Here is a 19,979-nt window from a genome sequence, read left to right as displayed (position 1 = left end):
TTGGTCGTCTTGAAGGATCGACGCGATGGCCGTCTCTTATCTACGCAACACGCCCATCACGGGCAAGTCGTACACCACTTCCGTGGACGCAACCAACCTGCGGGGCGCTGACCCTGGATATCGAGAGAGGCGCGTGGCGGTCGCGGTGATCGACGAGGATGATCGTCTCGTGGTTCGCCGGCGGGCTGAGCCTTGGTCAGTCGCAGGCCTGGAGCCTTGCGCGAGTTCGGGCGCCGCCGGTTGCGGGGCGAACGGCTTGTGAGATGTCGTGCGGCAAGCACTGTCCATTAGGGCGTCGCGCCTCGCTGTGATTCATGACAGGGAGGAGCAACGGTGGTAGCGGTGGCGTGTGGCATCGACTGGGCCCAGGATCACCATGATGTAGCTGTCGTTGACGAGATGGGCGTGGTGCTGGCATCGGTCAGGATCAACGACGACGCCGCCGGCCTCAGCCACGTTCTGGCGCTGCTGGCCGAGCATGATCCGGCTGGCGGACGGCTTCCGGTGGCGATCGAGACGAGCCAGGGACTCCTGGTGGCTGGTCTCCGGGCCGCGGGCCGCCAGGTGTTCGCGATCAATCCCTTGGCCGTGTCGCGTTATCGGGACAGGTATCGGGCCTCGCGGGGCAAGTCGGACGCGTTCGACGCGATGGTGTTGGCGAACATCCTGCGCACTGATGCGACCGCGCATCGGCCGCTGCCCGCCGACAGCGAGCTTCTGCAGTCACTGCGGGTCCTGACCCGGGCTCAGCAGGACGCCGCCTGGGACCAGGTCACGCTCACCAACCGGATCCGGACGCTGCTGCGGATGTTCTTCCCCGCCGCCCTGGCAGCGTTCGAGCGCGGCGGACGGCACCGGCTCGACTCGCCGGCAGCCCGTGCGATCCTCGCCGCAGCGCCGACGCCGACGGTGGCCGCCGCGCTGACGCCCACCGAGCTCGCGGAGTTGCTGCGCACCGCTGGCCGCCAGCGCGGCATTGCCGCCGAGGCGGACAAGCTGCACGGCATCCTCCGCAGCGAGCAGATGCGCCAACCAGCCGCCGTCGAGCAGGCCATGGGCCTGCACCTTCAAGGCCTGGTGCGGCAACTCGACGCGGTCTGCCAGACGCTTCATCAGCTGGAGCAGCGCATCGACGAGGTATTCACCGCCCACCCCGATGCGAAGATCGTCACCAGCATCCCCGGTCTCGGTGCGCAGCTCGGCGCCCGGCTGCTGGCCGAAATCGGCGACGACCGCAGCCGCTTCGCCGACGCCCGGGCGCTACGCGCCTTCGCCGGCGCCGCACCAGTAACCCGCGCCTCGGGCAAAAGCAGCTTCGTGCACGCCCGCCGCGCCAAGAACGACCGGATCGCCGCCACCGGATACGTGTGGGCGCTGGCCGCGATCAGGCATGACTCCCACTGGAACGCCCGCTACCGATCCCGCCGCGCCGCCGGCGACAGGCACGTCGCCGCCCTGCGGCGCCTGTTCCACCTCATGCTCGGCAAGCTGCACCACTGCCTACGCCATAACACCCTCTACGACCCCGGCAAGGCTTTCGCCGCGACCACTGCCTCCAAGGCTTGACAGCCACCGTTGGTGAGATGTCTCGATCCACTCGAAGATGGCGTTGGCCAGTTCCTGGCGGGTTTGCCAGGGCTGGCGGTCGAGCAGTTCGAGTTGCATCGAGCCGAAGAACGACTCGACCATGCTGTTGTCGTAGCAATCGCCGATGGAGCCCATGGAGCCGAGCAGCCCGGCGGTGCGCAGCCGCTGCCCGAAGGCCCAGCTGGTGTATTGACTGCCGTGGTCGGAGTGGACCACGGTCTGCCCCTCCGCGGGGTGCCGTCGCCAGCGGGCCATGTCGAGGGCGTCGATCACCAGCTCGGAGCGCAGGTGATCGGCGATCGACCAGCCCACGACTCGGCGGGCGAAGACGTCCAGCACCACGGCGCAGTACACCCAGCCGTTCTGGGTGCGGTGCTGGGTGATGTCGGTGACCCACAGCGCGTCCGGCCGGTCGGCGATGAACCGCCGGTTGACCAGATCCGCCGACGGCGATGCGTGCGGGTCGCGCACGGTGCAGCCTTTGCGGCGGCGCCGGTAGACGCCCTGCAGACCGGCATGGCGCATGAGCCGCTCGACGCGCTTGCGGCCGCACCGCACCCCGGCGGCCATGCGCAACTCGGCGTGCACCCGCGGCGACCCGTAGGTGCCCCGCGACATCTGATGGATCTCACCGATCAGCTCACCGAGCGCCTGATCAGCCGTTTCACGCGGTGAGACGGCCGGCCGCGCCAGTCGTAGTAACCCGACGTCGACACCTCGAGGACCCGGCACGCCACCGCCACCGCGATCCCGCCGGCGGCGAGATCGGCGACGACCGGGTAGATCATTTTGGGAGGACGTTCTCCCGCGCGAAGTAGGCCGCGGCCCGGCGCAGGATCTCGTTCTCCACCTCCAGGCGCCGCTTCTCCTTACGCAACGCCGCGAGCTCTTTGCGCTCGTCGCTGGTCAAGCCCTCGCGCTTACCGTCGTCGGTGTCGGCCTGGGCCAGCCAGTTCCGCAGACACGACTCGGAGATCCCCAAGTCCTTGGCGATCTTCCGGATGGGCTTGTCCCGCAGCCGAGCCAACTCGACCGCGCGCTGACGAAACTCCGGCGGGTGTGGTGCGGGCATCCGAACTCCTCCCTCGGCGACCAGTGTCGCCTCAGCTCAGGCGTCCGGGAAACCGGGGGAAGCTCACAGCCGGCTATGGGGCTGGCCTAGGTATCGGCTCGACCTGTCTGGCCGGTTCTTTATCCCCCGAGCGCCCTGGTATCCCTTGTCCGCGAGGGTAATCACGTCCGCGTTGGTCAGCGCGTCGATGATGCCATGGATGCGGGCGGCGGTGAGGTCGTGTGCCGAGCCGGGTAGCGCCGCTGAGGCCCACACGAGCCGACCGGCGGCGTCGGTGAGGACCTGGACGTTGACGCCATGGCTTGTGTTTGCCTGAGGAGTACGGCTTCTGGTCCGCCACGCGGCCGATCGGAATCAGCGTGCCGTCCGATCACGTACGCCAGGCGGCGGATGCGCCTCATCGCGGTGGCCAGGTCCTCGGCGCCTGCGGCGAGCAGCATGATCGCCTCCCGGACGTAGCACCAGGCGGTGGCGACATCGACGGCCATCCCGGCGGTGAGCCGGGCGTAGGTGTCGCCGTTGCGCAGGTGCGCCAGGGCGAGCAGCGCCTCCCGGCCCGGGCCGAGGCGCCGCCACCGGCTTCGGTGCTGGGTGCGGTGCGCTCGGATGCGTTCGGCGAGGTGGTTCAGGGTGCGGCTGGACAGCGGGATCGTGGAGAGGTAAGACAGCACAGGCGAGGCTCTCAGTCGGGGCATCTAATCTTGGTCGACTGCTGTCTTACCTAGCGCCTCACCCTCATCGATCTCCGAGCTCGCCGCACCCGCCCTGAGCTGCAAGATCAGCTTGGAAAGGCTCCAATGGTTGATCATTCCGGCCTGGTGTGAGTCGCTGGGCGTGCGGTAGCCGCCGATCGGTGGTCGGCTTGCTCCCGTAGCGGCGACGGGGACACTACGGATCAGATGGTTAGGGGTTCCAGCCCCTTTGGGCCGCCCCACACGATCAAAGCCGTGACGAGCGGAGACGCGGGCGGGTCACTGTCTGCACGTGGGCGATGCCACCCTGGTTCAAGCAGTCAAGCACCAGGTCGTACACCTGCTGGTAAAAGTCTGCCGAGTCCGCGTCTGCTCGTACCGTCACCTCGATGGGCGTGTACTGGGCGAGGGGAATGGTGCTGCCCGCGTACGAGAAGTTCATCCCGTCGGTGGTCCAGATCTGGAGCCGCTCGGTCTTGTTCCACTCAAACCGGACCCTGACCTCGTACTCACCGAGTCCCAGACGGTCGCTTGCCTCACGGATCAGGCCCATAAAGTCTGCGATCGCCACCTCGACGTCTCGCGACTCGACGACATGGTCATCGTTGTACTCCGTGCTCGAACGCCGGTGACCGCCGACCGCTGCCGCGAGGCTCACTGAGCCGTTGTCGTGGATGCTGATCCAGGCTTCCTTCCAGCGTTGGCTGTCGCCGTCGATCATGGGTCTTGCCGTCCATCGGCGGAGCCCGGGGCGGGGGTTGTTCCGGTCGACGTTCTCAATCGGGTGCGGGCTGCCTCGCCCGACGTAGACGAGGGCGTTCTTGCTCGCCTCCTCGAACGCCATCCTGGCTGCCGTCTGATCTGGCCGGTTCGTGAGCGCCGACGGCAGTCGCGGGTGCGCTACTGCCACGATCCAGGCGGGGCTGTCGGGTGAGCGCATGGCGGCCGACTCGGCGTAGAGCTTGTCGAGCACCTCGGTGGATCGCCGGCGTTCGTCGAAGCGCGCTCGGTACATCGCCTCGATCTGACGCTCTTTCATCCAGACGGTGTCTGCGTCGTTGCGGATGGGTGCGCCGAAGTACTCCTTCTTGTAGATCAGATGCGGGCCGTCGACACTGGGCGGGATCACGACCACTACGCACTGGTTGCCCGGTTCGCCGAGCTGAAGTACCTCGAGCCCGAAGACCGGCGGGCTGATCGCCGTCACGGCGGCGCTGCGCAGGCCGCGCTCATAGACCTCAGTCAGCTCGCCGGTGTCCTTGCGTCCGGTGGCTGTCTTCTGTACTTCGGTGACGCCGAAGACCAGTGTGCCGCCACCGCTGTTGGCCATGGCAGCAACGTCCTTGGGGAAGTCGGAGTTCGGGATCGCGCCGAGCGGCGGCAGCTCGGATTTCCAGTCCAGGTCGTCCGTTTCGCGGAGGCCCTGAGCGATGGCGCGGTCGATCATCTCGCCTGTGAGCGGACCGGACGGATCGCCGAGGTAGCGATGGAGCGATGTGAAGGTCATCGAGGTACACCTACCAATTGCGGCTGGTCAGGTAATCCGAGTCCGGTGTGGTCACCAGCGACCTCTGCGACGTTTCGAACTTGTCGAGGATCTTCTTAAGCCTCTCGATGGTGTGCTCGGACTTGGACTGTCGGGCGTACGCGAGCACCAGCTCGCGGTCGTAGGCACCAGCTGCTGCGAGATCCTTGAGGAAGCTGAGGGTCACGAGCTCATCGGTGCCCTTGGTCCAGCCGTTGTGTCCCTCGGACACGATGCCCTCCAACACCTTGGAGATCTCGGCGCTCAGACCCGCGTCCATGACCTCGCCAGTGACGACGTTGTACGCGCCACGAAGCCTCGCCCAAGCGTCAAACTCGCTAGGGATCCACTCGACGAGCACCACCACGCTCCGATCCAGGCGCTGGATCTTCTCCATAACCTTGTAGGTCGGGCACCAGGCAAGGACCACGCCGCCATCTTGTGGGTGGCCGCTCCGCTCGGTCACGATGTCGAGCTTGGCGAGTTCGGGGTGGTGAGTCGCCGAGTTCTTGTCGGGCGCTACGACCGTCAGATGGGCGCTGCGCTCGCGCGCTACAGCAAGGCCGAGCCGCTTGCCAGGCTGGATCGTGTCCGTTTCGGTGCAACGCGGCACGTAGATGTAGCGATGCCTAAGCACCTCTTCCAGCTGGCCCGACACAGCAGCTCCCTCCAGGTCGTTCTGCTCAGGGAGGCTAGACGGCACCTCCGACAGTTCCAGCACAGCCCCGAACAGGCCCGGAAACCGTCACCGACCAGCCGCCTCGGTCGTCCACCTCAACGGACTCGCCGTCAACGCCGCCCTCACTGAGCTCGTCGCCTGGCTCACCGGTGCGCGCCCGCCCGCCGCCTGGCTCGACATCGACCTGCTCGGCACCACCAAGCGGCCCGGCATGCAGATCGGCCCGCGACCACCGGCGATCGCGACCCTGGATGCGTCGACTGCGGCGGTTCAACCACATGAAGACCGCCGTCGCGAAGCTCAATGACACACCCACATCGTGACCCGGCATGACGCCATCATCGACGGACATCAAGGTGGCCGTCATCAGCCGACTCACGTCGGCCAGGCAAGCGCGAAGCCGCCGGTCGAGCAAGACGGACATTGGAAGGAGGTGAGAGACATGGCGAAGAACACCGGACGCGGACACCGCGTCGGCGCGGTCAAGAAGCGTAGCGAGTTCAAGGTCGGCACGACCTGGTTCAAACGCGACACCACCACCGGCCGCATCCTCAACGGCAGCGCGAAGCAGCACAAGGGCGTCCGCAACGAGAAGTGACAGGCCGCCGGCGGCGCTTCCGGGTGCCGTCGGCTGCCTATCCGCCGACGGCACCGCGCCGCCACCTGTACCGATCGACTCTCTCTACAGATCGGGGGACGGGCGAGTCCGGCGATGAGCCCGAGCACGAGGCCCAGCACCAGTAACGAAGACCACTTCAGCTCGAGACCCGGTTATCCCAGGTGCAGCCGTTATGCCACGCCAGCGCAGCAGAACTTGTACTTGCGACCGCTGGCACATGCGCACGGCCGGTACGGTCCCTCCTGGTACGTCGAGGCGTTCCCGTCCACCGATGGCCCGCCGGGGACGAAGTCGACCAGCATCGAGCCGGAACTGACGACAACGTTCATGCCGGCCTCCGCCGGGATGCCCCAGTTCCGGTCACCCGGTTGGTCCGGCCCGGGGATGGCCGGCTGGTCACGGGCGGGCAGTTCGCGCGCTGCCCGGCGACCGTGCCGCGCCAGTGTCGTCCAAACGGTGGCGGAGGTCTGGTTCTGGCCGGCTTCGAGTTTCCGCTTGACCATTTCGATGATCGTGGTGGTGGCGACGGCAGCCGCGCCGCCGGTGGGAAACATCGTCTCCGCGACGATGCCGGCACCGAGGGCGAAGGCGTCTCCGCCGTACCGGACGCCGATGCGCGACAGCGCTCCCCGGTCGGCGTCACGGCGGGCGGCGTCGACCAGTGGCCGCAACGTCGCATCCTCGCGGTCGCGCAGGTACGTCGTGCGTTCCTGCGGCGGGGCGGCGGGCAGCTCGCCGTACGTCTCATAGAGCTGGCGGCGGAACTCGCCGAAGTTGTCGTCGTCGTGGACGGCGGCAACCACCTTCGCGTTCAGACCGTGGAAGATCGGGACGTCCGAGGCGATCAGCAACTGGGCCACCCGTGCTTCAGCGGGGGCGAGGCCGGCACCCACCCGATCGCACAGGAACTCCTCGAACGGGAATGGGGCACAGTACGTCGCACCGGTCTGCGACGCGAACATAAACTCCCGTGCGAAGTAACGCACGCCGTGCTCGATGGCGGCACGCAGCTGCGTCTCCCGGTCACCTCCGGCGAAGACGAACGTTCCTCGCAGGTTGTCCGCCGTCGCCACGTCAGCTGGGGAGAAGCGGCTCGTTACGGCGTAGGGATCGGTGATCTGCTCCATGATCGCGGCGATCAGATCGCGCACCTGCGCGTCCTCGCATCGGTGCAGCGCAGCGGCCGGGACGATGCTGACGATGCCGCGCTCGACCAGCGGCTTGAGAGCGAGCAATCCCGGTACGGCATTGCCGAGGAAGGCCCGCGTCTCCGCGACGTTCGCCCGGCCGTCCTCGCTCAGGTATCCCGGCCGCCCGGCCATCGGACGCTCCAGGTAGTACTGGTCGGCCGAGAACCAGTCCGAGATCGGATCACGGACGACGACGTGCCGGGCGTAGAGCAGAGACGTCAGGATCAGATCGCTGGACTCGACGTAGAACGGGTTAGCCGACGGCCATCCGCCAAGGTAGGTGGCCTCACGCGCCGGTGCGGCGACGGCCGCGTCGCAGTAGCGGCGGACCTCCTCGCCGAACGCCATCAGCTCGGTGCCGGGTACCCGGGAGAAGTCCACGCGGCCGTCGCGGCCCGCGTAGTTCTCCACCACATCGATGATCGAGACCACGATGACGAACATACGTTTGATCACGGGGTTCAACCAATACCAGGTACGGCATCGCATACTCACGGGTGATCGCCAACCGGAACGGCGACGCGCACCGGCGACCACGAGCAGCGTCGAGAATCGGCGGCCGCGCCGACGCTGCTCTCCGGTGCCCTCGGGCGGCTCACGGCGTATGCCGCCACCATATGGTCGGCCGTCACGGCGGGCACGGGCCGGGCGACGACGCCAGGGGGACAAGCCAGCCGTGAGCGTTTGACCGTGGGTCAGGAGCGGGCGCACTCGACGGGGTGGAGACGACCCGCCGCACCCCGTCGGTCCACAGGTCGGTGTCCGCGGCCACCGCCCGGATCGCTCGCTTCAGTAGGGGTAGCGTCCCGCGTAGTCGCTTGTTGTACCCGGAGTGGCCCGGCAGGCAGGGAACCGCCCTGGGCAGATGCGCGGGCACGAAACGGAGCCAGCGAGCCTCGGACCGCACTCCGAGCAACATCTGCGCCACGGCCAGCACGAGTATCCGGGTCCCAGATTCGGGTACACCTCCCTGCGCTGCCGCACCAGCTAGCCCCTGAGGCACTCAGCCGCTTCTAGAACAAATGTACTAGTTGCCCTTGAATACTCCTCTCGTCGGTTTCACCCCTTGCGAGATGAGGTCTTCACAGGGTATCGTTGCGATTTTCTCAAGATCGGCTTAAGATGGACGCATGGCCGTCAGTCGTGAGCTCCTCGCCGACCGTATCCGTGCGGCAATGAATGAGGCTGGGATGACCCAGCAACAGCTCGCGGATTCCATCGATATCGATGCATCGGCCCTCTCCCGGGCTCTGTCCTGTCAGCGCAACTTCAAGTCCCTGGAGGTCGCACTGATTGCTGAGACGCTCCGCGTCTCAGTCCAGTCCCTCCTGTCAGAGCAGGAGCAGCCAGCCGTCCTCTTGGCGGCTCGCGCTCAGCCAGACACCTCACCGGCGTTGGCGTCAGCCTTGGCTCGGACAGAGGAGTATGTCGAGCTCGATCGCCTTCTGGCTGACCTTGGCTTCGCTTGGGCGGCTGCCCTAGGAGGTACGCCTGAGGAGGTCATGGGTAGCCCGCACCAGCAGGGCGCCGTGCTGAGTGTTCAGTTGAGGTCCCAGCTTGGGGTGGGGGATGAAGTCTTTCCCTATGAGCTGTCCGACTTCGCAGATCTACTTGAAAAGCGGCTTGGGATAGACATCGGATTCGAGCCACTTCCTGCCGGGCTTGATGGGCTTAGCGTGTCAAGTGGCGGTTTCCGCCTCGCACTAGTCAACAGCGGCATCTCCGCCACTCGACAGCGCTTCACCTTAGCTCACGAGATCGGTCATCTTTTTACGGGCGATTCCCAAGCTCTGCGAATCGACGAGAACGTCTTTGGCCGCAAGAACCCGGACGAAGAGCGCGCAAACGCTTTTGCAGCTGCATTCCTGATGCCAGAAGATGCGCTCAAGGCTGCGGTCCCCCGAGGCTATGTCTCTGAAGACCTGGTGGCGGAGCTTTTGAGCCGATATGGCGTGAGCCTGGACGCACTTGCGTTTCGCCTACACAATATCGGAGTAATCAATGCTGCGGGCCGGGATAGGATTCGTTCCATGTCCTCGACTCGCATCGCGCTGCGCAGCGGACGAACCAGCGACCTTCAAGCACGTGGCGATAGACGAGTACCGGGTAATCTGCTTTACAGGTCGGTTGAGGCTTATGTCCAAGGCAAGATCAGTGTAAAGCCGCTCGCCAGGCTGCTTTCGGTCGAACCTGATCAGTTGCTTGACGAACTTGCCCCGTTCCGACGGCGCGATCGAAAGGCGACCGAATCGCTGGAGCCTGCTCTGTGAGTGCCAGGGTTGGGGACGTCTACTTCGATACGTGCACCCTTTCCAACTTCGCGGCCGTCGATCGCCTCGACCTGCTAGAAGAACGGTACGGCTATAGGACGCGGTGGACTGAGACTGTCCGCCTCGAAGTGAAGAGGGGCGTGCGCTCAAGCCCGTACCTTCAACGCGTTTTGGACGCGACATGGCTCGGCGATCCTCTCGAAATCGAAGGAACAACTGCAGCCTTGACTGAAATTGACAATATTCGCCGAGGGCTTGGCGGCACAGCAGACAAACCATTGGAACATTTGGGCGAGGCCGAGATCATCTATTATATTGAAAGCGTGGACCCCTCCGGCACTTTCATATCTGACGATTATTCAGCCCTCGATTTCGCCGCAGCCAGGGGCATCGCCACCATAGACACGCGCAGGATCCTTGAGGAGTGCCACTCCTTAGGAGAAATCGGCTGCCCTGACGCTTTCCGCCTTATGCAGGAGATGCAGTCGCACGATCGTATGGTCCGCGTTCCTGCAAGCCATATGGCGGTATGCCCCAGCTAACGAATAGCAGCCGAAGCGGATCCTTCCCGCGTCCGTGGTCGGGCCGACCGGCAACTCCTCGCCGGACTCGTCGTCAACCAACACCCCGCAACACCACGCGACGAGTACGGCCGGCTCCACACCATCCTCTACAACTCCGCCCGCACCGGCCTCGCCGCGCAGAACCGGACCGGCCATCCCGACATCGCTCAATACCTCATCGGACGAGTTAGCTGGGTCGGTCATCACCAACCGGCACCCGCAGCCAAACTCGCCACGCTGCTGGCCCAGCACTTGCGGCACCGTAAACTGACGCGGCGCGGCAACTTCACCTGATCACGGCATGGACGCGTCGCACCGACCGAAGCATGTCCTGAGCAGGACTTACGCCCGCCCTGCTGATCTTCAGCAAGCGAGCACAGCAACGCCCGCGTGCGACCCATTAACGCGAATACGAAATAGGAACCGGCAGGTCATCAGCCTATGGGTACAGATAGAGCGTCGTCTTAGGAAACCGATGCTCTATCCCCTGAGCTACGAGGGCGTGAGGGCCTAGTCTAGCGACCTGCGGGTTCACCCGGGTGGCAGGGAGTGGCCAGGGTTCACCTGCGTCACCCGGACCTGGGTTCGCCCAGCCCACAAGCACACGGCGTACACATCAGCAAAATCGGTACCCCGGAGCGACCTTGAAGCACGCCGGTGGCCTGTCCGGGCTGCGATGCGGTGACGGGCCGGGTGCTCGGGTATCACCAGCGGACCCTCGCGGACCTGTCGGTCGATGCCCGGCCGGTGGTGCTGCTGGCTGCCTGCATCGCTGTGGTGCTGGCCGTCCCAGGGGTGGCGCCGGCGTCGATGTCGGCCTGGCGCAGCCACTTGAACAAGGTCATCGGGTGCACCCCGAAGTCCTTCACGATCTGCTCGACCGTCACGCCTGGCTCGCGGCCACGAGCGACACGCACCACGTCATCCCGGAACTCTCGGGGGTAAGGCTTCGGCACAGCGACATCCTTCCAGCCCGCCACCAGGGCAACCCATCTCAGATGTCACCTATCGGTGCAGCAGACCCGCTCGTCGTAGCGGCGGATGATGTGGTGCAGCGAAAACTGCGACGTGAGTAAGACGGCCCCTGATCTGCCAGCTTGACAAGGACATGCCGATGACGGCCGTTCGGCCGCGACGGTCAGGTGCCGAGCGCAAGGGCTCTCGACCCGTTGCGGCGCCGCCTCGTCGGATTACGTTCACCGAGACGGCGCCGCAAACGCCCCACACCGCTCGGGTCACGCTCGCTTCGTGAAGGCGGAACGCGCCCACAGGTAGCCGACGAGGGCGATCGCCACGCACCAGGCGACGGCGACGGCCGCGTCGTTGGTGTCGGGCGCGCTGTCGAGCAGCCCGCGCACGGTCTCGATGATCGGCGTGAAGGGTTGGTACTCGGCGAACTGCCGCAGGCCCGGGCCCATCTTCTCCGCCGGTACGATCGCGCTGCTGAAGAACGGCAGCATGACCAGCGGCACGGCGGCCATGCCCGCTGTCTCCGGCGACTTCGCCGACAGTCCCAGCGCGACCGTGAACCAGCCCGCCGCGAACGCGAGCAGAACGACGACGCCACCCACGGCGAGCCAGTCGGTCAGACTCGCCTCCGGGCTGAACCCCAGCAGGAAGGCCACTCCGACGAGCGCCGCGATGGCGATCAGGTTGGTCAGCACGCTGGTGATGACGTGGCCGGTCAGCACCGCGCCGCGGGAGACGTCCATGGCCTTGAACCGGTTGATGATGCCCTTGGTCATGTCGGAGTTCACCGCCGTCGCGGTGGCTCCCAACCCGTAGCAGACGGCCAGCAGGATCAGGCCCGGCGTCGCGTAGTCGATGTAGTCCACGCCGACGCTGAAGGCGTCGCCGAACATGTACACGAACATCAGCATGATGATGATCGGCATCAGGACGGCGTTGAACACCGAGGTCGGGTTCCGGGTGAGGTGTTTGAGGTTGCGGCGCAGCATGACCAGCGAGTGGGACTGGGTGCTCATTTCGTGTCGACCTCCGTGGCGTGGCCGGTCAGGGCGAGGAAAACGTCGTCGAGGTCCGGGGTGCGCACGGAGCACTCCTCGGCGCTGAGGGAGTGCTCGTCGAGCCGGTCCAGCAGGGCCCGCAGTGACTTCGTGCCGCCGTCGGCGGGCACCCGCAGGGCCAGCGCGTCGTCGTCTCGGGTGGCCTCGGGGAAGATCCCCGCGGCGGCGTCGAGTTCGGCGGCGGTGGAGAACCGCAGCCGTACGTGTGTTCCGGGGATGAGGCGCTTGAGTTCTTCCGGCGTGCCCTGGGCGACCAGGCGGCCCTGGTCGAGCACCGCCAGGCGGTCGGCGAGTTGGTCGGCCTCCTCCAGGTACTGCGTGGTGAGGAAGATGGTCGCGCCGTCGTCGACCAGGTCACGCACGATCGACCACATGGTGCGGCGGCTGCGCGGGTCCAGGCCCGTCGTCGGCTCGTCGAGGAAGATGATCCGCGGATCGCCGACCAGCGTCATCGCCAGGTCGAGCTTGCGGCGCATGCCCCCGGAGTAGGTGGAGGTCGGCTTGTCCGCCGAGGCGGTCAGCTCGAACCGGTCCAGCAGGTCCGCCACGATCCGCGCGCCGCCGCCGGCGACCCTGCGGTTGAGGTCCACCATCAGCTGGAGGTTCTCGCGTCCGGTCAGCAGCTCGTCGACGGCCGCGAACTGGCCGGTGACGCCGATGGCCGCGCGGACCGCCTTGGCGTCGGTGGCAATGTCGTGGCCGGCGACCCGGACCGCGCCGCCGTCGGCCTGCACCAGCGTGGTCAGCACGTTCACCGTCGTCGTCTTGCCCGCGCCGTTGGGGCCGAGCAGACAGAACACCGTGCCGGCGTGGACGTCGAAGTCGACGCCGTCGAGGACGGTCTTGTCCTTGTACGCCTTGCGCAGGCCGGAGACCGAGATCGCCGGGGTCGTCACGTGGTCACCTCCGGGGTGGCCTCGGCGGCGTCGAGCGCCGCGATGATCTTGTTGGTCATGTCGGCGACGGTGGGATCGGGTGCGCCCTGCCGGGTACGGACGGCCGCGTCGAGGGCGACGACGACGGTGCGGCGGAAGTTGTCGGCCTCGGCCGGAGCCTGCTCGGCGAGCAGGCGCATCGCCTCGGTCAGGGCGGGCAGAACGCGGTCGGCGATCTGGGCCACCGACCTGCCGCCCAGGTCAATACGCGTGGACTTCTCCGCGAGCACGTGCCCGACCAGGCCGGTTGCCGAGGCCAGGGCGATGGACCCGCTGGTGGCGATCTTGTGGGGTGAGCCGCCGGCGGCTCCGGCGGCCGACAGCAGTGTGACCGCACCGTACGCGGCCGTGCGAAGCGTGAGTTTGTCCTGGGTGGAAAGGTTGACGGACACGGTGGTGAGCTCCTTGATGTTGACGTGGGCAGGTGGCGAACGCCGGGTGGCGGCTCGGGATCACCGGGCGGGTCTCGGCTCCCGACCGGGGCGGCCCACGTCCGGGGGCGGACAGGATCTTTCATGACAAACCTCTCTTCATCGGGCACGGATCGGCCCGGACGTGCCACTGGATCGGAGTCAGGGCCGCCGGTTACGGCAGGGTGAGTTCGTAGCGGAGACGCCGTCCGAGAGGGCGGAAGCCCAGGTGTCGACGCAGGGCGACCAGGTCGGAGTCCTCGTCGGCGGTGCGGGTCTCGATCTCCTCGACGTGTGGATGGATCTCGCGTAGTCGGGTGAGCAGAGCGGCGTTGACCCACAGCCCCAGCCGCCGTCCGCGATGACCGACGAGCACGGCAGGGCCGTACTGGCGAGCGCGACGCTGCGACGGTGCTCCCGTCATTGCCGCTACATAGGCGACCACGCCGCCGTCCGCCTCGGCGGTGCTCACCACCGCGTTACCCGGTCGGCTCGGATACCGGAGTAGTTGCTCGACGCTGTTCGCGCCAGTCGGGCCCCCGGTCCAGTGACGCAGCCGGTATCCGGGGTGCTCGACGTCGACCAACTCACCCAGCCAGGCATGGTGAATATCTCGGTAGGCGAGCAGGCCATGGATCCTGGATCCGGTGCGCCGAAATCCGTGCCGCTCGCAGAACGACTGCGCGGCGGAATCCGGGGCGGTCTCAACGATCAGCCGCCGTCCCACGGCGTGTGCAGCGACGGCGGCCAGCAGCCGCGATCCGATCCCCCGTCGACGCCACTGTGGCTGTACATACAGGTTCAGATCAAGGGTGCCCGGCTGCAGGGCGGTCGGCGGTGGCAGTTCGTACTCGAACGGCATGACCGGACGTAGATCGGCGACCCCGGCCACCGAACCGGGCGACGTCACAGCGTGCCAGTGTGGGGTCCCGAGATGATCCGGCGCCGCCACGATGTCGATCACGCTTTCGCTCATGCGTCCACCATCGCCCGGCCGCCCCGGCCGAACAACGCAGAAGATTGCATCGCCGCATTAGCCAGCGGTGATCGATCGACGACGGACCCGCGACGGCCGGTGGTCCGAGCCACGCTCGTGCCACCCGTTCTCGTCGCGGCCGTAGACTGCCCAGTTCGAGGCCGCGATGATCGGAGATAGGGCCATCTGGTGGAACTGCGCGACATCGAGATCTTCCTGACGCTGGCCGAAGAGCTTCACTTCGGGCGCACGGCCGAGCGTTTGCACGTGTCCCAGTCGCGGGTCAGTCAGTCGATCAAACAGCAGGAACGCCGGATCGGCGGGGGCCTGTTCGAGCGTACGAGCCGCGCCGTTCGACTCACCCCGCTCGGCGAACGGTTACGCGACCGCCTCCGCGCCGGCTACAGCGAGATCATCTCCGGCATCGAGGAGGCCGCCGCCACCGCACGCGGCCAGGCCGGCACGCTGACCGTCGGCACCATGGCCACCCACTACCGGTCGGTCGAGGCCGTCCTCGACCTGTTCCGGCAGCGGCACCCGCAGTGCAAGCTGCGCCTGCGCGAAATCCTGCCGACCGACCCGCTCGGGCCGCTGCGGGCCGGTTCGGTCGACATCGGGATTCTCTGGCTGCCCATCCGCGAGCCCGACCTCACGGTCGGGCCGGTCCTGCACCGCGAGGAACTGGTGCTGGCGGTGGCCGCCGGTCATCCGCTGGCCAGCCGGGGCAGCGTCGAGTTGGAGGATCTCGGCGATCACCCGGTGGTCTACCCCGAGGGACCCATTCCCGACTACGTGTGGGAGGCGCACACCCCGTCCACCACCCCGGCCGGGCGGCCCGTCCGGCGCGGACTGGGCATCGTCACCCTCGAGGAGGCCTTCCAAGCGATCGCCGGCGGCAGCGTCGTGTCCCCGATCGGATCGGACGTGGAAGCTACCCGGCAACGAGGCGACATCACCTTCCTGCCCATCACCGACGGACCGGTGCTGCACTACGCGCCGGTGTGGCGCAACGACGGAGAGAACGCTCTGGTACGCGCCTTCGTCCAGGCCGCCACGGAGGCACAGCGAACGACATAGCCGGCCCGACGCCGCCCTTTCCACCGCCAAGCCGTGACTGCGGCTCCACGCCGGCCGAGCGCTGGACAATCTCGTGCCGCCGTCCACGAACCGCAAATCGAAAGCCAAGGTCCCCGCAGATCGATGCTGGTACGCCTGCTTGCGGCCAGGTCCGCGACCATCATCACCGCGAACTCCCTCGAATCCGCCCTCGGACTGAGCCGACCGACGATCGCCCGCTACCTCCAGGCCCTGTAAGAAATCTTCCTGATAAAGCGGATCCCGGGCTGGTCCCGCAACCTGGGCACCCGCGCCACCGCCGCGTCGAAACTGATCTTCGTCGACTCGGGCATCGCCGCCAACGAGATCGCGACCGACGCCCGGGCAATACTCCGGCCGGGCGCACCGTTCGGCCCGCTGCTCGAATCATTTGTCCTGTCCGAGCTGTCCCGACAACTCACTTGGTCCGAGCAGTTCGTCGACCTGTCCCACTACCGCGACCAGAGCAGGTACGAAGTCGACGTGGTGCTCGAGAACCGAGCGCTGTTCGCCCAGCCCAAGACCACAACCGGAGCACACGACCCCGGTCTGCGACCGGCGGTCGGCCGCAGTGACTGCGTTGGCACCGGTTGACCCGGTTGGCATCCGCTGGAGCACGCACAGCCATCCCCCACTCCCGATCCTGCGGGCACGGCAACTCCAGCCTCTCGCCATCGCCGGCAGTAAGGTTCTCCCGGTTTGCCGGAGGGTTACCTGGCTCCGGTGGGCTCAGGCTGAACGATACCCGTTTCGTCCTGTCGGGCCTGGTGGGTGTGCCAGGCGGTCTCGTACTCGTCTGGGGATCGCCAGCCGAGGTCTTCCTGTATGTGGCGGGTCTGCACGGGCATGGGTGCGCTCTCATGAGCGCCATTCGCCCGCATGTCGCATCCGGGACACAATGCGGGGCTGGTGCAGTGATCCACCTAGACTGAGGTGGACAGATCGACGTGCACCTAGCTTGATGCCGAGGATGCAGGGCGAGGCGAAGCTGTCATGAAAGCAGAGGACCTGTTCAAGTTCGTCGCTATCCGTACGCCGCGGGCTACCGCGACGGATAGCCCGATGTCGGCGGGCTCGGCAGCAGACACCTTCGTCGCGCGAATTCGCGCGCAGATGACCGGTGACGTTTCTTTGCCTCAGGCGCGAACGCTGGTTGCCAACTCCACCATGGACTCCGATGGCTACGTCATGCGGGACCCGCGCTGGAAGCCGTTTCTCGCGGTCGAGCCGCAGGCGCGGCAGTTGCTGCGCGACGACGCCGTCGGCCTGCCCCTGCGACCGGCCGTGGACGCGTTGATCAGCACGGCCACCGGCGTACCGACGGTGGTGAGCGAGTTTGTCGAAAGCTCGGCCTTCGATCAGATGCACGGCACGTTGTGGCACAGCTACTACAGCAATCTCGCGTTGGTCGACCGCCGTGCGGGAGACCGGCCGCGACTGCTGTTCTGGCTGCGATTCTGGCGTTTCCTGGAGTCGCTGACCGTCGGCGAGCCCGAGGCGGGGTCGTTGGCCGGCTTCGATCGCTGGATGCCCGTGGTGCCACATGAGCTGATGCAGGCCGAGCCGACCAAGGCCGACCCGGACCAGCCGCCGCCGGCGCGGGTCACGCCGCGCGGGGCCAAGGTGGCGGCCTCGCGGCGGGCGGTGCGTGATCTTCGGGCCGCGCGGGGCAAGGTGAGCACCGTGCTGGCCGCCAAGCTGGCGGCGACGAATGTGGAGCCGAGCGCGCGCGGTCGGGCGCCCGTGCCAGGAAACACCGCGCTGTCTGCGCCGACGCCGCCGCCTGCGAACGTTTCCTCGGCGGCAGTGGTCACCACGTTCGAGGCGATGGAGAACTTCGGCTTCGACGATGAGTTCGTGTCGTGGAGACTCGCAGCCGAGGACCTCGACTCGGCCGTCCTGGCCACACTGGAGCACCACCACATTTCGGTGACCGCACACGACGCCGCTGAGATCATCGCCATGCTGGACAAGGCACTGGCCGAGGAACGCAGCGCGCTGCAGAGCCTTGAGCAGGTTGAACACGTCGCCATCGTGCGTGGCGTTCCGGTGCGGCGGAAGCGCCGGCTCAGCGAGGCAGAACTCGGGCTGGGCGGTTCCGATGAAGCCTGAGTTCAAGCCGATCGGCGTCGGCGACCTGCTCGTCGTCAAGCAGAAGCTGGTGCGGTACGCGGCTGGCGAGATCGCGCACATCGAAAATGTGATGGCGACCGAGAGCCGTGGGCGGCGCCACCGCCGGTTGCGACGGTTGGAGGAGACCGTCGAGTTCGAGTTCGAGCGCACCGAGGAAAACCAGCGGGATCTACAGTCCACGGAACGCTTCGAACTGCAACAGGAGACCCAGAGGACGATCCAGTCGGACACGAAGTTCCAGGTCGGGGCCGAGGTAGCGGCCGGGTTCGGCCCCGTTCAGATCGGCGTCTCGACCGAGTTCTCCACTAGTACGTCCAAGACTGAGTCAGATCGCAACGCCACCAACTATGCCAAGGAGATCACCGACCGATCCTTGAACAAGCTCGTCGAGCGGGTGCGCGAACAGCGCACCACCCGGACTCTGGAAGAGGTAGAGGAAAAAAACTTCCACACGTTCGAAAACGCCGACGGAGACAATCGGACAGGTATCTACCGGTGGGTCGACAAGTACTATCGAGTCAAGGTCGTCAACTATGGGCGCCGCCTGTTCTACGAGTTCATCGTGGGCGAGCCGGCGGCGTTCTACGTGTTCGCGCGCACGCACAACATCGACAGCAACCTGCTGCCTCCGGAGCCCCCGACGCCGGCGAATCCCGATGACCCGGACCAGGATCTCCTGCCAGAGCACATCACGCGCGAAAACTATCTAGCGCTTGCCAGGCAGTATGGCGCGGGAATCGGGCCGCCGCCGCGGGAGACCGTCCGGATCTCGCGCATCATCGGCCGCGACTTCCCCGGTGACGCGGAGTCGCACTGGTCGTTTGTGGATAGCGAGATGGAGATCCCGGAGGGCTACGTATACGGCGGCCGGGCCGTCTACTACAGCAGTGTCAAGTCGGGCGGCGACTACTGGTTCGGCATCCACCTGCCCCGTCGTGCCTATATGCGTCAGGACGGTGTCGCCGGCACGACGATGGGGCCGACTGAGATGCCGCAGGTCCAAGGCATCTTCCCGATCGGCGCCCACGGCCGCGGTCTGCGCAGCCTGATGATCAATGTGGTCATCTGGTGCACGCTGACCGGCGAGGCGTTCGCACAATGGCAACTCAAGACCTACAACACGATCATGAACGCGTACAAGAAGGAGCTGATGAACTTCGAGGAGCAGCTGGCCGCGGCTCAGATCCAGCAAGGGGTCGAGATCGGCGGGAACCCACCGCAGATCAATCGCGCCATCGAGCGCGAAGAGCTGAAGAAGGGCGTCGTCACGCTCTGGACCGGCTACCGGTACGACGGGCCAGCCATGATCACGCATCACCCGGACAAGGAAATCCCTGAGAACTATCCAGACGTGCTCATCAACCCCACCGTCGAGCTCAGCCCGGAGATCAAATTTATCGAGCAGGCGTTCGACTGGAAGAATATGAGCTACGAGTTCTATCCGTACTATTGGGCGCGCAAGAAGCAGTGGCTGGACATCCACTCACGGACCGACACCGACCCACTGTTTCAGGAGTTCCTCAAGGCCGGTGCGGCGAGGGTGCTCGTGCCGGTCCACCCGGCTTTCACGCAGGCCGTGCTGTTCTACCAGCTGACCGGCAAACTGTGGACAGGCGGCGATGTGCCGATGTTCACCCCACCTGACCCTGGTGGGACCTTGATGGCGCCCGGTGTGGCAGACCAGACAGAAGAAGAGCTGGCGCTCTACCAGGATTATGTCGCCGAGATGCAGGATGCGGGCCTGATCGAGGAACTCGACCGCGACGTCGATATCAGCCCCGACGATCCGCAAGCCTGGATGATCAAGGTGCCTACGACGCTCGTGTGGCTGCAGTCAGATCCGGAACTTCCCGACCTGGAAGCGGAAGGGCCGGACAATGGCTAAGTACCGTTCGTTCTCAGGACCCAACGGAACGGTGAGCATCGAAGTGGGGCCGGGCACAGGCGGTGGCTCCAACGGCGGGCTGTCGGAGTCGTTCGGCGTACTCGCCAGCGTGGCCGGGGCGTGCGCCGACGCCATCGCCAAGGTTGGGCAAGACAAGCGGCCGAGCACGATGGAGGTCACCTTCGGACTGGTGGCGTTGGAGGACGGCGCGCTGGTGGTGGGTATGGATTCGGCACAGGCGAGTTTCGCCGTGAAGCTGACCTGGACCGGCGGTGGCGACGCCGGATCGGCCGCCGAGTTCGCCGAGGACTTCGACTGATG

The 19,979-nt window shown here is 66.4% G+C and carries 20 protein-coding genes and 4 pseudogenes; 9 read left to right on the top strand and 15 right to left on the bottom strand.

What is annotated here, in order from left to right:
- Positions 1 to 333 precede the first annotated feature (333 nt).
- A complete protein-coding gene (locus ABTW87_RS23450; protein WP_350653100.1) occupies positions 334 to 1,566 on the top strand; it encodes an IS110 family RNA-guided transposase in 1,233 nt (410 codons plus the stop codon).
- On the opposite strand, the gene ABTW87_RS23445 is transcribed toward ABTW87_RS23450, so the two are convergent.
- The 7 genes and pseudogenes from ABTW87_RS23445 to ABTW87_RS23415 all read right to left on the bottom strand — a co-directional run bounded on the left by ABTW87_RS23445 (position 1,501) and on the right by ABTW87_RS23415 (position 5,979).
- Positions 1,501 to 2,205, bottom strand: a complete 705-nt coding sequence (locus ABTW87_RS23445; protein ID WP_350653099.1) for an IS3 family transposase — start codon at positions 2,203 to 2,205, stop codon at positions 1,501 to 1,503. The two genes, ABTW87_RS23450 and ABTW87_RS23445, sit on opposite strands and share 66 nt — an antisense overlap.
- A gap of 17 nt (positions 2,206 to 2,222) precedes the next feature.
- Positions 2,223 to 2,375: a hypothetical protein gene (locus ABTW87_RS23440; protein WP_350653098.1), complete on the bottom strand. Its 153-nt coding sequence runs from the start codon at positions 2,373 to 2,375 to the stop codon at positions 2,223 to 2,225.
- Complete coding sequence (locus tag ABTW87_RS23435; RefSeq protein ID WP_350653097.1) at positions 2,372 to 2,659, bottom strand: transposase; 288 nt, start codon at positions 2,657 to 2,659, stop codon at positions 2,372 to 2,374. The genes ABTW87_RS23440 and ABTW87_RS23435 overlap by 4 nt, the downstream gene beginning before the upstream one ends.
- 90 nt (positions 2,660 to 2,749) lie before the next feature.
- A pseudogene (locus ABTW87_RS23430) lies at positions 2,750 to 3,330 on the bottom strand (transposase family protein); the annotation flags it as partial.
- Positions 3,331 to 3,598: 268 nt separating this feature from the next.
- Positions 3,599 to 4,858: an AlbA family DNA-binding domain-containing protein gene (locus ABTW87_RS23425; protein WP_350653096.1), complete on the bottom strand. Its 1,260-nt coding sequence runs from the start codon at positions 4,856 to 4,858 to the stop codon at positions 3,599 to 3,601.
- Positions 4,859 to 4,868: 10 nt separating this feature from the next.
- On the bottom strand, positions 4,869 to 5,534 hold the full coding sequence (locus tag ABTW87_RS23420; protein WP_350653095.1) for a hypothetical protein: 666 nt from the start codon (positions 5,532 to 5,534) through the stop codon (positions 4,869 to 4,871).
- Between the two features lie 34 nt (positions 5,535 to 5,568).
- A complete protein-coding gene (locus ABTW87_RS23415; RefSeq protein ID WP_350653094.1) occupies positions 5,569 to 5,979 on the bottom strand; it encodes a hypothetical protein in 411 nt (136 codons plus the stop codon).
- An 18-nt stretch (positions 5,980 to 5,997) separates the two neighbouring features.
- On the opposite strand from ABTW87_RS23415, the gene ABTW87_RS23410 reads away from it, so the two are divergent.
- A complete protein-coding gene (locus ABTW87_RS23410; RefSeq protein ID WP_350653093.1) occupies positions 5,998 to 6,153 on the top strand; it encodes a hypothetical protein in 156 nt (51 codons plus the stop codon).
- A gap of 191 nt (positions 6,154 to 6,344) precedes the next feature.
- Here ABTW87_RS23410 and ABTW87_RS23405 read toward each other — a convergent pair whose 3' ends face one another.
- Both ABTW87_RS23405 and ABTW87_RS30275 read right to left on the bottom strand, forming a co-directional pair.
- On the bottom strand, positions 6,345 to 7,901 hold the full coding sequence (locus ABTW87_RS23405) for a hypothetical protein (RefSeq protein ID WP_350653092.1): 1,557 nt from the start codon (positions 7,899 to 7,901) through the stop codon (positions 6,345 to 6,347).
- A 161-nt stretch (positions 7,902 to 8,062) separates the two neighbouring features.
- Positions 8,063 to 8,304 (bottom strand): annotated as a pseudogene (locus ABTW87_RS30275) (IS982 family transposase); the annotation flags it as partial.
- Between the two features lie 190 nt (positions 8,305 to 8,494).
- Between ABTW87_RS30275 and ABTW87_RS23400 the strand changes: the two are divergent.
- On the top strand, positions 8,495 to 9,634 hold the full coding sequence (locus ABTW87_RS23400; protein ID WP_350653091.1) for a helix-turn-helix domain-containing protein: 1,140 nt from the start codon (positions 8,495 to 8,497) through the stop codon (positions 9,632 to 9,634).
- Complete coding sequence (locus ABTW87_RS30270) at positions 9,631 to 10,176, top strand: PIN domain-containing protein (RefSeq protein ID WP_502891634.1); 546 nt, start codon at positions 9,631 to 9,633, stop codon at positions 10,174 to 10,176. The genes ABTW87_RS23400 and ABTW87_RS30270 overlap by 4 nt, the downstream gene beginning before the upstream one ends.
- Here ABTW87_RS30270 and ABTW87_RS23395 read toward each other — a convergent pair.
- The 6 genes and pseudogenes from ABTW87_RS23395 to ABTW87_RS23370 form a co-directional block, all read right to left on the bottom strand.
- Positions 10,069 to 10,449, bottom strand: coding sequence for a hypothetical protein (locus ABTW87_RS23395; protein ID WP_350653090.1), 381 nt, complete (start codon positions 10,447 to 10,449; stop codon positions 10,069 to 10,071). The genes ABTW87_RS30270 and ABTW87_RS23395 overlap by 108 nt on opposite strands.
- Before the next feature lie 521 nt (positions 10,450 to 10,970).
- A pseudogene (locus tag ABTW87_RS23390) lies at positions 10,971 to 11,153 on the bottom strand (transposase); the annotation flags it as partial.
- Between the two features lie 279 nt (positions 11,154 to 11,432).
- Positions 11,433 to 12,182 carry an ABC transporter permease gene (locus tag ABTW87_RS23385; protein ID WP_350653089.1) on the bottom strand — a complete coding sequence of 250 codons (750 nt, stop codon included), beginning with the start codon at positions 12,180 to 12,182 and terminating at the stop codon, positions 11,433 to 11,435.
- On the bottom strand, positions 12,179 to 13,120 hold the full coding sequence (locus ABTW87_RS23380; protein WP_350653088.1) for an ATP-binding cassette domain-containing protein: 942 nt from the start codon (positions 13,118 to 13,120) through the stop codon (positions 12,179 to 12,181). The genes ABTW87_RS23385 and ABTW87_RS23380 overlap by 4 nt, the downstream gene beginning before the upstream one ends.
- Complete coding sequence (locus ABTW87_RS23375; protein WP_350653087.1) at positions 13,117 to 13,551, bottom strand: hypothetical protein; 435 nt, start codon at positions 13,549 to 13,551, stop codon at positions 13,117 to 13,119. The genes ABTW87_RS23380 and ABTW87_RS23375 overlap by 4 nt, the downstream gene beginning before the upstream one ends.
- A gap of 193 nt (positions 13,552 to 13,744) precedes the next feature.
- Complete coding sequence (locus ABTW87_RS23370; RefSeq protein WP_350653086.1) at positions 13,745 to 14,545, bottom strand: GNAT family N-acetyltransferase; 801 nt, start codon at positions 14,543 to 14,545, stop codon at positions 13,745 to 13,747.
- Positions 14,546 to 14,734: 189 nt separating this feature from the next.
- Here ABTW87_RS23370 and ABTW87_RS30265 point away from each other — a divergent pair, with 189 nt between their 5' ends.
- The 5 genes and pseudogenes from ABTW87_RS30265 to ABTW87_RS23345 all read left to right on the top strand — a co-directional run bounded on the left by ABTW87_RS30265 (position 14,735) and on the right by ABTW87_RS23345 (position 19,977).
- On the top strand, positions 14,735 to 15,622 hold the full coding sequence (locus ABTW87_RS30265) for a LysR family transcriptional regulator (RefSeq protein WP_502891633.1): 888 nt from the start codon (positions 14,735 to 14,737) through the stop codon (positions 15,620 to 15,622).
- Between the two features lie 126 nt (positions 15,623 to 15,748).
- Positions 15,749 to 16,144 (top strand): annotated as a pseudogene (locus ABTW87_RS30260) (DUF4143 domain-containing protein); the annotation flags it as partial.
- Between the two features lie 489 nt (positions 16,145 to 16,633).
- Positions 16,634 to 17,752, top strand: a complete 1,119-nt coding sequence (locus ABTW87_RS23355) for a hypothetical protein (protein ID WP_350653085.1) — start codon at positions 16,634 to 16,636, stop codon at positions 17,750 to 17,752.
- The gene (locus ABTW87_RS23350) at positions 17,742 to 19,658 is read left to right on the top strand and encodes a hypothetical protein (protein ID WP_350653084.1); all 1,917 of its coding nucleotides are present in this window, start codon (positions 17,742 to 17,744) and stop codon (positions 19,656 to 19,658) included. Before ABTW87_RS23355 ends, ABTW87_RS23350 begins: the two co-directional genes overlap by 11 nt.
- Before the next feature lie 31 nt (positions 19,659 to 19,689).
- The gene (locus tag ABTW87_RS23345) at positions 19,690 to 19,977 is read left to right on the top strand and encodes a CU044_2847 family protein (RefSeq protein WP_350653083.1); all 288 of its coding nucleotides are present in this window, start codon (positions 19,690 to 19,692) and stop codon (positions 19,975 to 19,977) included.
- Positions 19,978 to 19,979: the final 2 nt, after the last annotated feature.

Origin of the sequence: Micromonospora sp. NPDC126480, from assembly GCF_040302465.1 — a bacterium.
Lineage (GTDB): Bacteria > Actinomycetota > Actinomycetes > Mycobacteriales > Micromonosporaceae > Micromonospora.
Note: the sequence above shows the minus strand (reverse complement) of the source record. Positions and strands in the feature narration are given on the sequence as shown.